We start from the raw sequence: 15643 nt of genomic DNA, 5'->3' as shown, positions 1-15643 counted from the left end.
TTCTCTGCTTAATTTTGAAAGATCATTTATGATCTTTATTTATTTGGGCTTATAGCTCAGCTGGTTAGAGCGCACGCCTGATAAGCGTGAGGTCGATGGTTCGAGTCCATTTAAGCCCACCATTGTTCTTTGAAAATTGCACAGTATAAAAAGTTTACATTAAAGTTAAGGTATACAAAAATACCTTTGTATTAAGATTACTTTATTTAAAGGAAAATTGATAGTAGCGAACAAGACGAGGAAAAGCTTGAGCGAGGAGCGGAGTTTACTCAAGGTAAATGAGCACCGCAGTGAAGGCAGCTGACGCAGTAATGGGTCGCTTATAGAGATTTTGAAGGTCAAGCTACAAAGGGCGCATGGTGAATGCCTTGGCACCAGTAGGCGAAGAAGGACGCGATAAGCTGCGATAAGCTTCGGGTAGGCGCAAATAGCCTGTGATCCGGAGATTTCCAAATGGGGAAACCCACATACCTAACGGTATGTACTATAAACTGAATTCATAGGTTTATAGGGCTATACCCGGGGAACTGAAACATCTAAGTACCCGGAGGAAGAGAAAGAAAAATCGATTTTCTAAGTAGCGGCGAGCGAAAGGGAAAGAGCCCAAACCAGGAACTTGTTCCTGGGGTTGTGGATAGATCAATATGTGAGACATCATTTAACTGAAGGTTCTGGAAAGGACCGCCGTAGAAGGTAACAGCCCTGTAAGTGAAAAAGGAAGTCTTAAAGATCTATTCCAGAGTACCACGAGACACGTGAAACCTTGTGGGAAGCAGGGAGGACCACCTCCCAAGGCTAAATACTAACTGGTGACCGATAGTGAAGAAGTACCGTGAGGGAAAGGTGAAAAGAACCCCGGAAGGGGAGTGAAATAGAATCTGAAACCGTGTGCCTACAACCGGTCATAGCACTTTAACGTGTGATGACGTGCTTTTTGTAGAACGAGCCAGCGAGTTACGGTATGTAGCAAGGTTAAGTACTTAAGGTACGGAGCCGAAGGGAAACCGAGTCTGAATAGGGCGACTAGTTGCATGCTGTAGACCCGAAACCGGGTGACCTATCCATGGACAGGTTGAAGCGGAAGTAAAATTCCGTGGAGGACCGAACCACATTGGTGTTGAAAAATCATGGGATGAGCTGTGGATAGCGGAGAAATTCCAATCGAACTCGGAGATAGCTGGTTCTCCTCGAAATAGCTTTAGGGCTAGCGTTGAGAATGAGTAGTGGAGGTAGAGCACTGAATGGGCTAGGGGCTGACAACAGTTACTGAACCCTATCAAACTCCGAATGCCATATACTTGAATCTCAGCAGTCAGACTACGAGTGATAAGATCCGTGGTCAAAAGGGAAACAGCCCAGATCATCAGCTAAGGTCCCAAAGTGTAAGTTAAGTGGAAAAGGATGTGGGATTTCTAAGACAACTAGGATGTTGGCTTAGAAGCAGCCACTCATTTAAAGAGTGCGTAATAGCTCACTAGTCGAGAGGTCCTGCGCCGAAGATGTCCGGGGCTAAAACTTACCACCGAAGCTATGGATGTACACTACGTGTACGTGGTAGAGGAGCTTCCTGTATGGGCTGAAGTCGTACCGAAAGGAGCGGTGGACTGTACAGGAGTGAGTATGCTGGCATAAGTAGCGAGAAATAAGTGAGAATCTTATTGGTCGAAAACCTAAGGTTTCCTGAGGAAGGTTCGTCCGCTCAGGGTTAGTCGGGACCTAAGCCGAGGCCGAAAGGCGTAGGTGATGGACAATCGGTTGATATTCCGATACCGCCAACTGACGTTATTACAAATGGGATGACGCAGGAGGATAGGATGTGCGCACTATTGGATGTGCGTCTAAGCACTTAGTCAGGTCAGACAGGCAAATCCGTCTGATCAATGATGAGGTGTCATGGGGAGCGAAATTATCGTCGCGAAGTATCCGATTCCACGCTGCCGAGAAAAGTCTCTATGGAGGAAGTTGGTGCCCGTACCGCAAACCGACACAGGTAGGTGAGGAGAGAATCCTAAGACCATCGGAAGAATTGTTGTCAAGGAACTCGGCAAATTGACCCCGTAACTTCGGGAGAAGGGGTGCCTGCCTCACGGCAGGCCGCAGAGAATAGGCCCAAGCAACTGTTTAGCAAAAACACAGGTCTCTGCTAAAGCGAAAGCTGAAGTATAGGGGCTGACGCCTGCCCGGTGCTGGAAGGTTAAGGGGATCCGTTAACGTAAGTGAAGCGGTGAACTTAAGCCCCAGTAAACGGCGGCCGTAACTATAACGGTCCTAAGGTAGCGAAATTCCTTGTCGGGTAAGTTCCGACCCGCACGAATGGCGTAATGACTTGGGCACTGTCTCGACAACAAATCCGGCGAAATTGTAGTGCAAGTGAAGATGCTTGCTACCCGCGATTGGACGGAAAGACCCCGTAGAGCTTTACTGTAGCTTAGCATTGAGTTTCGGTATTGTCTGTACAGGATAGGTGGGAGACTGCGAAGCAGGGGCGTCAGCTTCTGTGGAGTCACCCTTGGGATACCACCCTGACAGTACTGAGATTCTAACCGGTGGCCATGAAACTGGTCACGGGACATTGTTAGGTGGGCAGTTTGACTGGGGCGGTCGCCTCCTAAAATGTAACGGAGGCGCCCAAAAGTTCCCTCAGTGCGGTTGGAAATCGCGCGAAGAGTGCAAAGGCAGAAGGGAGCTTGACTGCGACACATACAAGTGGAGCAGGGACGAAAGTCGGGCTTAGTGATCCGGTGGTTCCTCGTGGGAGGGCCATCGCTCAACGGATAAAAGCTACCTCGGGGATAACAGGCTGATCTCCCCCAAGAGTCCACATCGACGGGGAGGTTTGGCACCTCGATGTCGGCTCGTCGCATCCTGGGGCTGAAGTAGGTCCCAAGGGTTGGGCTGTTCGCCCATTAAAGCGGCACGCGAGCTGGGTTCAGAACGTCGTGAGACAGTTCGGTCCCTATCCGTCGCGGGCGTAGGAAATTTGAGAGGAGCTGTCCTTAGTACGAGAGGACCGGGATGGACTGACCTCTGGTGTACCAGTTGTTCCGCCAGGAGCATGGCTGGGTAGCTATGTCGGGACGGGATAAACGCTGAAAGCATCTAAGCGTGAAACCCACCTCAAGATTAGATTTCCCATAGCGTAAGCTAGTAAGACCCCTAGAAGAACACTAGGTTGATAGGTTAGAGGTGTAAGCATGGCAACATGTTCAGCTGACTAATACTAATAGGTCGAGGGCTTGACCAAATAATTATACTGTGCAATTTTGAAAGAACAAGATTTTAATCTTTGTTCTTTAATTTAGATCTGGTAATAATGGCGTGAAGGGTTAAATGTCTAAATGACATTTAACGGGTAATTTAGCAAATCTGTGATTTGTGTTAAAAATTACACCGGTTACCTCTTAAGGTTACTGAGTATTTATGTCAAAAGCACTAAATTTAAATGTAAATGTATCTGGTAGTGATGGCGTGAAGGTAACACCCGTTCCCATTCCGAACACGAAGGTTAAGCTTCATTGCGCCGATGGTACTGCAGGGGAGGCTCTGTGGGAGAGTAGGTAGTTGCCAGGTTCAGTTAAATATTTTATTTAACTAACAAATTGTTCCGCGATAGCTCAACGGTGGAGCATTCGGCTGTTAACCGAAGGGTTGAAGGTTCGAATCCTTTTCGCGGAGCCATTTTTATTTTTTGAATGGTTATAATAATAAAGCTAATAATTAATTTATTTCGGTAGATAATTATTAGCTTTTTCTTTTTTAAATACATGAATAATGTTTCTAAATTTTGCTAATAAATATATTAACAAATAATTTAGAAAATTTAAATTATTTTAAAAGGAATTTTAATAAATAAATAGAATATATTTATTAAAGCCAAATAGTTTTAAGGGGGAATTGCTTATGAAAGATTTGAAAACAAAAAACTTGAGAAATGTAGGCTTTGTTGGCCACAGCGGATCTGGTAAAACTACATTAGCAGAAGCAATACTTTACTACACTAAGGCAAGCGATAGATTAGGTAAAATAGAAGAAGAAAATACAGTATGTGATTTTGATCCGGAAGAAAAGAAAAGAAAAATATCCATATCCACAGCAATTGCACCATGTGAATATGATAATACTAAAATTAATATAGTTGACATGCCAGGATATTTTGATTTCGTAGGAGAAGCAATAGAAGGTTTAAAGGCTGTTGACACAGTAATAATAGCTGTATCTGGTGTTTCCGGAATAAAAGTTGGAACTGAAAAGGCTTGGGATTATGTTAATGAAAATAAGATGCCAAGATCCTTTTATGTAAATAAACTTGATCGTGAAAATAGCAATTTTGATAAAGTTCTTACAAGTTTAAAGGATAGATTTGGCATCTCCGTTGTGCCAATTCAATATCCTATAGGAATGGAAAATGAATTTACAGGAGTTGTAAATGTTATTTCAAGAAGGGCAAGAATTTTTAATTCAAAGACAAATAAGATGGAGCCAGGAGATGTCCCACCTGACTTATTAGATAAAGTTGATGAATGTAAAAATATGATTATGGAAGCTGTAGCTGAGACAGATGAAAAGCTTTTAGATAAATACTTCTCAGAAGGCCAGTTAAGTGATGAGGAGATATATACAGGTCTGATAAAGGGCTCTATTAATGGAGACATTGCACCAGTAATGTGTGGAAGTGCATTGCATGGAATAGGAGTTGAAATATTATTAGAAGATATAGTGGAGTGTTTCCCTTCACCATTAGATGTGGAAGGAAAAAAGACAGTAAGTGTTGATAGCAACACAGAAAAAATGATTAAATTTGAAGAGGACGCACCAGCATCAGCATTTGTATTCAAAACAATTGCAGACCCATTTGTGGGTAAGTTGTCTCTATTTAGAGTTATCAGTGGAAAAATTAAATCTGATACATTAATATATAATTCAAACAAAGATAAGCAGGAGAAGATAGGCACATTGTACTTTTTGAAAGGTAAATCACAAATACCGGCAAATGAAATTACAGCAGGAGATATTGGTGCTGTGTCAAAATTACAATTTACATCAACTGGAGACACTTTATGTGACATAAATCATAAGATAATGTTTGAAAAAATTGATTTCCCTGAGCCCTCTTTATTAAGGGCAGTATTACCAAAATCTAAAAATGATGAAGATAAAATTTCAAACGGTTTAAATAAACTCCTTGAAGAAGATCCAACATTTAAGGTATACAGAGATTTGGAAAATGCTGCAACTATAATATGCGGAACAGGAGAAACTCATTTAGAGGTTATAGCAAATAAGCTTAAAACAAAATTTGGAGTTGATGTTTCTCTTGAATTACCTAAAGTTCCATACAGAGAGACCATTAAAAAAAGTGCAGATGTTCAAGGAAAACATAAAAAGCAATCTGGAGGCCATGGTCAGTATGGAGATGTTAAAATACTTTTCGAGCCTAGAGACGATGGGGATGAATTAGAATTTGTGGATAAGGTTGTAGGAGGTGTTGTGCCAAGGCAATATATTCCTGCAGTGGAAAAGGGTTTAAGAGAATGCATTCAGCATGGAGTATTAGCTGGATATCCGGTTATAAGACTCAGGGCAACTCTCCATGATGGATCCTATCACCCGGTAGATTCTTCAGAAATGGCATTTAAAGTAGCAGCCTCTTTAGCTTATAAAAAGGGACTAGTAGATGCTCAGTCTATACTGCTGGAGCCGATAATGCATGTTGAGGTTATTGTACCGGAAGATTATATGGGCGATGTAATTGGAGATATAAATAAAAAACGAGGAAGAGTACTTGGTATGGAGCAGGATGCTAAAAGTCAAAGAGTTATTGCAGAGGTTCCTCAGGCAGAAATGTTTAAATATGCTACAGATTTAAGATCAATGACTCAGGCTAGAGGAAGTTTTACAATGAAATTTGAAAGATACGAGGAGGTACCACCCACAGAGAGTGAAAAAATAATTGAAAAAGCAAAGAAGCAAAATGTTGAAGTATAGTTATAAGAGATCCTTTGCAGTTTAATGCTGCCAAGGATCTTTTCTTTTAAGTATACCTGGTATAATGTTACAGAATATTTTATAAGCTATATGTAAAAAATATTGCTAGGTTTTTATTATTCATCTTAAAGGAGCGGAAGTACATGTCAGACTATCGTTTATGGGTAAATTCAGATATTCAATTACAAGATTATAGTAGTTTTGATGATTATGTAAATATAGTTGATAAAAATGACAATCTTACTATTACATTGCATAATAACAGTGATGAATTAAAAGATATAATGTGTTCTATACTTATAAAGAATAATTTTTCAGTTACCGTAAGGGAAGACCAGGATGGCTGTTGTATTGAAGCAATTAAAAAATAGGCTATAAATTTTAATCTATTAAATATAGAGTTATGATGTAATGATATATAATGGGTATGTTATAATAAAATAAAAACCATAGGAGGTTTCAAAAGTGGAAAAAGATCTTGTAATAGGTATAGACTTAGGGGGAACAAAAATAAGCGGTGCTCTGGCAGATATTAAGGGTAACGTTATTAATAAATATACTATACCAACTAATGCAGACCAGGGGGAGCAAATAGTTCTTCAAAGAATAATATCCGTTATTGACAAGCTGATTGACGAGTCAGTGGAAAATACAGAAAATATTAAAGCAATAGGAATAGGATCACCAGGACCTTTAGATCCTAAAAAGGGAATGATTATCACAACACCGAATTTACCATTTAAAAATTTTAAATTAGTAGAACCAATAAAAAATAAATATAAAATACCTACTTTTTTAGATAATGATGCTAATGTTGCTGCCATAGGAGAATATATGCTTGGAGCTGGAAAAGGAACACAAAACATGGTGTATGTTACTGTAAGTACCGGCATTGGCGGCGGAGCAATTTTAAACGGAAAGATATATAGAGGCAATACTTTTAATGCTCTTGAAGTTGGGCATATGACAATTGAACCACAAGGACCAAGGTGTAATTGTGGTAATTATGGATGCGTTGAAGCACTTGCATCAGGAACAGCAATTGCTAGACAAGCTATAGAGTGTATAAAAAATGGAGATAACACATCTTTATTAAATTATGAAAAGGTTACTGCTGCAGAGGTATTTAAAGAAGCTGCTAAAGGTGATGCTTTATCACAAAAAGTATTAGATAAGAGCCTGGAATACTTGGGAATAGGAGTTGCAAATTTAATAACTATGTTTGATCCTGAAGTATTTGTAATTGGCGGTGGTGTAGCAAATGGAGGCAGCATAGTTTTTGAAAAAGTTCAACAGGTTGTAAATAAAAGATGTTTTCAGGTTATGGCAGAAAACTGCAGAATAGTTCCTGCTATGTTAGGCAATGATGCAGGAGTAATTGGTGCTGTATCACTTGCAATAATGGAAATTAAGTAATTAATGAATAAATATTTTTGAAGCTAATAAATTATTAGCTTCTTTTTGTATAAAAGTATTGAAATTTATGAAAAAATATATTAATATAAAATAAAGGTCAAAGAAAGACAAAGACAAGGAGGCCTAACATGGTTAGATTATCTGATGTAATTGAACAGTTTATAAAAGAGATGATTGAAGATAATAATTCAGGTGAGGTTCAAATACAAAGAAATGAACTTGCAAATCATTTTAGCTGTGCACCGTCTCAAATTAATTATGTACTTACCACCAGATTCACAACAGATAAGGGTTATTATATAGAAAGTAAAAGAGGAGGCGGCGGATGTATAATTATTAAAAGGGTTCTACTTGATGAAAACAAGCCATTTATGGAAGTAGTAAACGAGAAAATTGGAGACAGCATAACCTATGATTCAGCTGCTCAGATAGTTGATGCCTTATATGAATCCGAATTAATAACTAAAAGAGAAGGAAATTTAATAAAAGTAACCATGAATGACAGAACATTGAGTTCATGTACAGAAAGTAAGAATAGATTAAGAGCAGATATTTTGAAATCAATGTTCTTAGTAATAATAACATAGGTGGTATAATGTGGTATAATTTATATAATTTAGAGAGGTGATAATATGTTATGTGAAAATTGTAAGAAAAACGAGGCTACAATTCATATTACTAAAATAGTAAATGGAGTAAAAAGAGAAGCTAATCTTTGTGAAAAATGTGCAAGAGAAAAACAGGGGTTAGAGTTAAATAATGACTTCTTTGATGTAGGGGCTCCATTTACATTTCAAAATATTCTGGGTGGGATTGTTGATTATATAAGTCAATCTAATAATAGTGATAATAATACGGAGCTTGTATGTCCTAACTGCGGCACAACTTATTCTGAATTTAAAAAAACAGGACTATTAGGATGCAGTCAATGCTATAAGAGTTTTAATCAGACAGTTATGCCGATAATAAACAGAGTGCAGCTGGGCTCGGAGCATAAAGGGAAAATACCTAAAAAATTAGGAAAGGGCATCATTGAAAAGAAAAGGATAGTTACTCTTAAGGAAGAACTGCAAAAAGCAATTGCAGCTGAGGAATACGAAAAGGCAGCTGAACTAAGGGATAAAATAAAAGAACTTCAAAAGGAAATTGGTTAGGAGGAAAGAGTATGGAGAATTGGTTGAAGGCTGAAGGAAAAAATGATGATATAGTTATAAGCAGCAGAGTCAGGCTTGCTAGAAATATCAAAGATATACCTTTCCCTGATAAGTTAAGCGATGAAAAAGGTAAGGAAATTGTTGAAATGATTAATGATTCAATACTTGATTTACCAGAGTATAAGGATAAATTTAAAACCACAAAATTGTGGGAATCCGATTCACTTAACAATAAGACTTATTTTGAAAAGCACTTAATTAGCTATAAATTATTAAGCAATTATAAAAAAGCTGCATTTATCTCAGACAAAGATGAAACGATTAGTATTATGCTGAATGAAGAAGACCATATCAGAATTCAGTGTATAACTTCAAGCTTAAATTTAGAAGAGGCATATGATACAGCAAATAATCTGGATAATTTAATTGAAAGTAAAGTAGATTACGCCTATGATGAAAGATTAGGATATTTAACAGCCTGTCCAACTAATGTTGGAACTGGAATGAGGGCATCAGTTATGATGCATTTACCTGCTTTATCCATAAGTAATGAAATAACTGATATCTTAAAAGCTGTTTCTCAGGTAGGAATGACAATAAGAGGGCTCTATGGAGAGGGATCAAAGGTAAGCGGCAACTTATATCAGATATCTAACCAGATTTCATTAGGTATAACTGAGAAAGAAATAATGAATAACTTAAATGCTGTAATAAATCAAATAATTAATCAGGAAAATATCTCAAGACAGAAGTTAATGCAAAATTATTCATATGAAATTGAGGATAGGATGCATAGGGCTTTAGGAATATTGAAGTCAGCAAGACTGCTTGATTTATCAGAGGGACTAAACTTAATCTCTCAAGTAAGATTAGGAGTAGAATTGGGAATAATTAAAAATGTGGATAAAAAGCTATTAAATAGCTTATTAGTTAATACTCAACCAGCAATGCTGCAGAAAATTTTCAATACAAAGCTAAATGAAAAAGACAAGAATTATTATAGGGCACGAATCGTAAGAGAAACATTAGATCAAAAAAATTAATAAAATAGGGTGGTGATTTTTATGATGTTTGGAAGGTTTACCGAAAGAGCACAAAAAGTTTTAGTTTATGCTCAACAGGAGGCACAGAGCCTGCAGCACGGTTATGTGGGTACAGAACATATACTTTTAGGAATACTAGATGAAGAGGGTACGGCTAAAAATATTTTAAATAATATGGGAATAACAGCAGATGGGGTAAGAGAACTTATAGAAGAATATGAAGGAAAAGGGGACATGGACTTATTTAGAAATGAAATCCCCCTTACTCCAAGAACTAAAAGACTTTTAGAAATCAGTCTTTTAGAAGCAAGGGATTTAAATCATAATTATATTAGTCCAGAACACATGCTTCTTGCATTAATCAGGGAAGCAGAAGGTGTGGCTTTTACAATTTTAAGTAATCTTGGTGTTGACTTTGAGAAACTGAGAAAAGAGTTATTAGAAAGTTTATCTGGCGAACAGAATAATTCAGTTAGTAATTCAGCTAATGCTGCAAAACAGGACACGCCAACTTTGAACCAGTATGGCAGGGATTTAACACAAATGGCCAGTGAAGGAAAGCTTGACCCAGTAATTGGCAGAGATGCTGAGACACAGAGGGTTCTTGAAATTTTATGCAGAAGAACAAAAAATAATCCCTGCTTAATTGGTGATCCTGGAGTTGGAAAAACTGCAATTGCTGAGGGCTTGGCTGAGAAGATAGTTGCTGGAAATATACCTGAAATATTAAAAAATAAAAGAGTAGTTACTTTAGATTTATCTTCTATGGTAGCAGGATCAAAGTATAGAGGTGAATTTGAGGAAAGACTTAAAAAGGTAATGGATGAAATAAGAACATCTGGCAATGTAATATTATTCATTGATGAAATTCATACAATAATAGGAGCAGGTGGAGCAGAAGGGGCAATTGATGCATCAAATATTTTAAAGCCTTCACTTGCAAGAGGAGAAATTCAGTGCATTGGTGCCACAACTATTGATGAATACAGAAAGTATATAGAGAAGGATACGGCACTTGAAAGAAGATTTCAGCCAATAGTGGTTGGAGAACCTACAAAAGAAGAGGCAGTGCAAATACTGCAGGGCTTAAGAGATAAATATGAAGCTCACCATAGAGTAAAAATCACAGATAATGCAATCTTAGCTGCAGTGAATTTGTCTGATAGATATATCACAGACAGATATCTTCCGGATAAAGCTATAGACCTTATGGATGAGGCTGCTGCCAAGGTAAGAATTGAAAATATGACAACACCTCCTGACTTAAAAAATATAGAGTCTGAACTTGAAAAGACTACAAAGGAAAAAGAGGATGCAATTCGAGTACAGGACTTTGAAAAAGCTGCTAAGCTGAGAGATAATGAAAAACAACTTAAGGATAAATTAGATGGATTAAAGAATGACTGGAAGACATATAAAGAAGTATCAAATCTAAAAGTTGACGAGCCGCAGATTGCTGCAGTTGTATCCAAGTGGGCTAACATTCCAGTTGAAAAACTTACTGAAAAGGAATCCGAAAGATTACTAAAACTTGAAGAAATCCTGCATAAAAGAGTTATAGGTCAGGATGAAGCAGTAAAATCAATATCAAGAGCTGTCAGAAGAGCAAGGGTGGGATTAAAGGATCCAAAAAGACCAATTGGTTCATTTATTTTCCTGGGACCTACTGGTGTTGGTAAAACAGAGCTGTCTAAGGCATTAGCTGAAGCAATGTTCGGTGATGAAAACAATATGATTAGAATTGATATGTCAGAATATATGGAGAAATATTCAGTATCAAGATTAATTGGATCACCTCCAGGATATGTTGGATTTGATGATGGAGGACAGCTCACGGAGAAAGTGAGAAGGCACCCATACTCTGTAGTATTATTTGATGAAATAGAAAAGGCACATCCTGAAGTATTTAATATACTATTACAGATATTAGAGGATGGCAGATTAACAGATGGAAAAGGAAAGACTGTAAACTTTAAGAATACTATTATTATTATGACATCAAATGTAGGAGCATCTACTATAAAAAAACAAAAGTCTATGGGATTTGCTTTAAATGGTGAATCCGAAAAAGAAACAGAATATGAGAGCATGAAAGAAAATGTCATGGAAGAACTGAAGAAATCTTTCAGACCTGAGTTTTTAAATAGAATAGATGATATTATAGTATTCCATCAGCTGGATGAAAAAGATTTACTTCAAATAGTAAAATTAATGCTTAGAACAGTAACAAAAAGATTAAAAGAGCAGGATATAAGTTTATTATTTGACAATGAATCACAAAAATATCTGACCAAAGAGGGATTCGATTTAAACTACGGTGCAAGACCATTAAGAAGAGCCATAACAAAAACTGTTGAAGATAAGCTTTCAGAAGAGATCTTAATGGGACATGTAAAAAAAGGAGACACTGTAAGTGTTGGGGTAAAGGATAATGAATTGAATTTCCAAAAGGTAGATCAAAAGGTAGCTCAATAAGATTATAAGACTCTGTATAAAAAATACAGAGTCTATATTTTTAAAGTTTTATTTCATATGGTAAATAAAAGAATAAAATATATTTATATTGGTATAGACAACTATAGGTATATAGGTTATAATATATATAGTGAAATCGATCAGGCAAATAAAATTTATTTATATAATATTTAAGGGAAGAGGTAGATTATTAATGAGAGTTGTTACAGTAAAAGATTATAATGAATTAAGCAAAGCAGCAGCACTTGAGATTGCTGAAACAATAAATAACAAAATGGATTGTGTTTTAGGATTAGCTACAGGAAGTACTCCTGAGGGAACATACAAGGAGTTAATTAACCTATATAATGAAGGCAAGGTGGACTTTTCATCTGTAACATCTTTTAATCTTGATGAGTATAAGGGATTACCAGCAGGCCATCCTCAAAGTTATAGATATTTTATGAATAGTAAATTATTTGACTATATTAATATTAATAAAGATAATACATTTGTTCCAAACGGAATGGCAGATGACATTAAGGCCGAGTGTGCCAGCTATGATGAAAATGTGGCAAAGCATGGTGGAATTGATATTCAAATTTTAGGAATAGGTCAAAATGGTCATATTGGTTTTAATGAGCCATCAGAGTTCTTATATATGAATACTCATCTTACAAATCTGACTCAAAACACAATTGATGTAAACTCAAGATTTTTTGATTCAAAAGATGAAGTACCAACACAGGCTATTACAATGGGCTTAGGCAGTATAATGAAGGCAAAGAAAATATTATTACTGGCTAACGGCAGTAACAAAGCAGAGATAATTGGGAAACTTGTTGAAGGTAAAATAAGTACTAATATACCAGCATCAATTTTACAAGTCCATAGAGATGTAACAGTAATAGTTGATGAAAGTGCAGCAGCTTGTTTAAAAAAACATTGATAAGAAAATAAACATTATAGAGTAATTATTAAATAAGTAAGATACTTGTTATAAAATAAAATGACAAGTATCTTATTTTTTTGCCATATTTCTGTTTTAAGACAACTAAAAATGATAAAATAAGGTATAATATACTTTTAGATGAGTATAGGAGCTGATGTAATGGGAAAAGTAAAAACCGTATTTGTATGTCAACAGTGCGGATATGAGTCATTAAAGTGGATGGGAAAATGTCCGGGCTGCGGTGAGTGGAATACCATGGCTGAAGAGGTAAAGGCTTCCCAGGATAAAAGTATTCTAAGTATTATAACAAATAGTTTACCTAAAAAAATAACTGATATAAAATCTAGTGAATATGAAAGAATGGACACTGGAATTAAAGAGTTAAACAGAGTATTAGGTGGTGGACTTGTAAGAGGGTCACTTACACTTATATCTGGTGCACCTGGCATTGGAAAATCAACACTTTTACTTCAGACTGCTGAATATATTGCTGAGAAATATGGCAAGGTATTGTACGTTTCTGGGGAAGAGTCTGAGGAACAAATAAAAATGAGAGGCGACAGATTAAAAGTTCACAGTTCTAATTTGTATGTTGTACCTGAAACAAATATGGATGCAATAGGGGAACATATAAAAAATATTAATCCTGTTTTTGTCATAATGGACTCAATTCAGACACTATTCAAACCAAATATTACTTCCGCACCTGGAAGTGTGTCTCAAGTTCGCGAAACAGCTAACGATATAATGAGAATAGGGAAAACAAATAATATATCATTTTTTATTGTCGCTCATATCACTAAACAGGGGGAACTAGCCGGACCAAGGGTTTTAGAGCATATGGTGGATACGGTGCTTTCCTTTGAAGGTGAAAGAACTGAAGAGTTTAGAATTCTTAGGACAGTAAAAAATAGATTCGGAACTACAAGTGAAATTGGAGTATTCGAAATGAAAGAAGAGGGACTTATTGAAATTTATAATCCTTCGCAAGTATTTTTAGAGGATACTTCATTTCAAAAAGAAGGCTCAATTGTAATTGGAATAATGGAAGGAACAAGGCCTATATTAGTTGAAATTCAGGCACTTGTAAGTGAGACAAAGGCAATAATGCCAAGAAGAACTGCCGTTGGCATTGATATACAAAGGTTAAATTTAATATTAGCTGTTTTAGAAAAAAAATTAAAGATACCCTTTTATTCATCAGATGTATATGCTAATGTTGTAGGTGGGCTTAATATAGAGGGCACTTATGCAGACCTAGGGTTAGCACTAGCATTAATATCAAGTGCAAAAACAAGGGAAGCCGGTATGGAAAATTTACTTGTTATAGGAGAAGTAGGACTTATTGGAGAGGTCAGACCAATTTCCATGTGTGAAAGAATTGTAAATGAAGGTATAAAAATGGGATTTAAAAATTTTATTATTCCAAAAAGAAATTCTGAAAAAATTAGAAATAATACAGTTAATATAATTGGTGTTTCTTCTTTAAAAGAGGCAGTAGCAAAAGTATTTTAAAAATAATTATTTAGGGTGAGAAATTTGAGGATAGAAAAAGATAAAGAATTAATGAATATACTTAAAATGATGGCACCAGGCACGCCTTTAAGAGAGGGACTTGAAAATATTTTAAGAGCTAAAACTGGTGGATTGCTTGTTATTGGTGATACTGAGCAGATTTTACAAATGGTAGATGGCGGCTTTTGTATAAATGCTGACTATAATCCTTCAAATGTATATGAGCTTGCAAAGATGGATGGAGCACTAGTAATAAGTTCTGACTTAAAAAAAATAGTTTACGCCAATACTCAATTGATTCCTGCAAGTACAACTCCTACTATGGAAACCGGAACAAGACATAGAACAGCAGACAGAGTGGCAAAACAGACTGGGATATTAGTTATTGCAATATCTCAAAGGAGAAACATAATAACCGTATATAAGGGAAATATAAAATATGTCTTAAGAGACAGCAGTGTTATTCTTGGAAGAGCAAACCAGGCACTGCAGACTTTAGAAAAATATGTGTCAGTACTGGACAGGGTTGTGGGCAATTTAAACATATTGGAATTTCAGGACTTATCAACATTATTTGATGTTGTAACTGCGATTCAGCGTACAGAAATGGTAATGAGAATAGTAGGCGAAATAGAAAGATATATATGTGAACTAGGCAATGAAGGAAGACTTATTTCAATGCAGTTAAATGAATTAATCAGAAGTGTAGAGCAGGATGGTATATTGCTTATAAGAGATTACTGCCAGGATGATTATGATTATAATGAAATATATAAGCAAATACAAAATATGAGCTCCGAGGAGCTATTAAACCTGGATCTTATTTCTAAGGCCTTAGGATATGTTGGAGTGCCTTTAGTGGATACTTTGATTTCACCAAGAGGGTACAGAATGTTAAGTAAGATTCCCCGAATACCAGCTAATGTAATTGATAATTTAGTGAAGAATTTTAAAGAATTAAAAAGTGTGATGGATGCTACCTATGAGCAGTTGGATAATGTGGAGGGAATTGGAGAAGCAAGAGCTAAGGCAATAAAAAATGGATTAAGAAGGCTAAGGGAGCAAATAATGATAGATAATAATTATAATGAGAAATAATGACTATATACTTGAAATATATATAG

At 36.3% G+C, this 15643-nt stretch carries 10 protein-coding genes, 2 tRNA genes and 2 rRNA genes; all 14 read left to right on the top strand.

Annotated features, from left to right (window positions below):
* Nucleotides 1–45 precede the first annotated feature (45 nt).
* The 14 genes from EQM05_RS14810 (at nucleotide 46) to disA (ending at nucleotide 15617) form a co-directional block, all read left to right on the top strand.
* A tRNA-Ile gene (locus tag EQM05_RS14810) sits at nucleotides 46–122 on the top strand.
* Nucleotides 123–336: 214 nt separating this feature from the next.
* Nucleotides 337–3244, top strand: a 23S ribosomal RNA gene (locus EQM05_RS14805).
* A 209-nt stretch (nucleotides 3245–3453) separates the two neighbouring features.
* Nucleotides 3454–3570, top strand: a 5S ribosomal RNA gene (gene rrf / locus EQM05_RS14800).
* 33 nt (nucleotides 3571–3603) lie between these two features.
* A tRNA-Asn gene (locus EQM05_RS14795) sits at nucleotides 3604–3678 on the top strand.
* Between the two features lie 222 nt (nucleotides 3679–3900).
* Nucleotides 3901–5985, top strand: coding sequence for an elongation factor G (fusA, locus tag EQM05_RS14790; RefSeq protein ID WP_128750864.1), 2085 nt, complete (start codon nucleotides 3901–3903; stop codon nucleotides 5983–5985).
* Between the two features lie 143 nt (nucleotides 5986–6128).
* Nucleotides 6129–6356: a hypothetical protein gene (locus EQM05_RS14785; protein WP_128750863.1), complete on the top strand. Its 228-nt coding sequence runs from the start codon at nucleotides 6129–6131 to the stop codon at nucleotides 6354–6356.
* A 94-nt stretch (nucleotides 6357–6450) separates the two neighbouring features.
* Nucleotides 6451–7401, top strand: a complete 951-nt coding sequence (locus tag EQM05_RS14780; protein WP_128750862.1) for an ROK family protein — start codon at nucleotides 6451–6453, stop codon at nucleotides 7399–7401.
* A gap of 128 nt (nucleotides 7402–7529) precedes the next feature.
* Entirely contained in the window at nucleotides 7530–7988 is a 459-nt protein-coding gene (locus tag EQM05_RS14775; protein WP_128750861.1) for a CtsR family transcriptional regulator, read from the top strand.
* Between the two features lie 45 nt (nucleotides 7989–8033).
* Nucleotides 8034–8555, top strand: a complete 522-nt coding sequence (locus tag EQM05_RS14770) for a UvrB/UvrC motif-containing protein (protein WP_128750860.1) — start codon at nucleotides 8034–8036, stop codon at nucleotides 8553–8555.
* 11 nt (nucleotides 8556–8566) lie between these two features.
* Entirely contained in the window at nucleotides 8567–9598 is a 1032-nt protein-coding gene (locus tag EQM05_RS14765) for a protein arginine kinase (protein ID WP_128750859.1), read from the top strand.
* Nucleotides 9599–9619: 21 nt separating this feature from the next.
* Complete coding sequence (locus tag EQM05_RS14760; protein ID WP_128750858.1) at nucleotides 9620–12073, top strand: ATP-dependent Clp protease ATP-binding subunit; 2454 nt, start codon at nucleotides 9620–9622, stop codon at nucleotides 12071–12073.
* Between the two features lie 193 nt (nucleotides 12074–12266).
* Nucleotides 12267–13001: a glucosamine-6-phosphate deaminase gene (nagB, locus tag EQM05_RS14755; protein WP_128750857.1), complete on the top strand. Its 735-nt coding sequence runs from the start codon at nucleotides 12267–12269 to the stop codon at nucleotides 12999–13001.
* Nucleotides 13002–13163: 162 nt separating this feature from the next.
* A complete protein-coding gene (radA, locus tag EQM05_RS14750; protein WP_128750856.1) occupies nucleotides 13164–14519 on the top strand; it encodes a DNA repair protein RadA in 1356 nt (451 codons plus the stop codon).
* 24 nt (nucleotides 14520–14543) lie between these two features.
* A complete protein-coding gene (gene disA / locus EQM05_RS14745; protein WP_128750855.1) occupies nucleotides 14544–15617 on the top strand; it encodes a DNA integrity scanning diadenylate cyclase DisA in 1074 nt (357 codons plus the stop codon).
* The last annotated feature ends 26 nt before the right edge of the window (nucleotides 15618–15643 follow it).

The sequence above is a fragment of the Clostridium sp. JN-9 genome, assembly GCF_004103695.1.
Taxonomy (GTDB): Bacteria; Bacillota; Clostridia; order Clostridiales; family Clostridiaceae; genus JN-9.
The sequence above is the reverse complement of the archived record's forward strand: the minus strand, read 5'-3'. Positions and strand labels throughout refer to the sequence as shown.

What these genes read in the sequence shown, in the direction of transcription:
- radA (WP_128750856.1), top strand. Translation starts at nt 13,164, where the DNA reads ATGGGAAAAGTAAAAACCGTATTTGTATGTCAACAGTGCGGATATGAG.
- nagB (WP_128750857.1), top strand. Translation starts at nt 12,267, where the DNA reads ATGAGAGTTGTTACAGTAAAAGATTATAATGAATTAAGCAAAGCAGCA.
- EQM05_RS14765 (WP_128750859.1), top strand. Translation starts at nt 8,567, where the DNA reads ATGGAGAATTGGTTGAAGGCTGAAGGAAAAAATGATGATATAGTTATA.
- EQM05_RS14775 (WP_128750861.1), top strand. Translation starts at nt 7,530, where the DNA reads ATGGTTAGATTATCTGATGTAATTGAACAGTTTATAAAAGAGATGATT.
- fusA (WP_128750864.1), top strand. Translation starts at nt 3,901, where the DNA reads ATGAAAGATTTGAAAACAAAAAACTTGAGAAATGTAGGCTTTGTTGGC.
- EQM05_RS14760 (WP_128750858.1), top strand. Translation starts at nt 9,620, where the DNA reads ATGATGTTTGGAAGGTTTACCGAAAGAGCACAAAAAGTTTTAGTTTAT.
- EQM05_RS14785 (WP_128750863.1), top strand. Translation starts at nt 6,129, where the DNA reads ATGTCAGACTATCGTTTATGGGTAAATTCAGATATTCAATTACAAGAT.
- EQM05_RS14770 (WP_128750860.1), top strand. Translation starts at nt 8,034, where the DNA reads ATGTTATGTGAAAATTGTAAGAAAAACGAGGCTACAATTCATATTACT.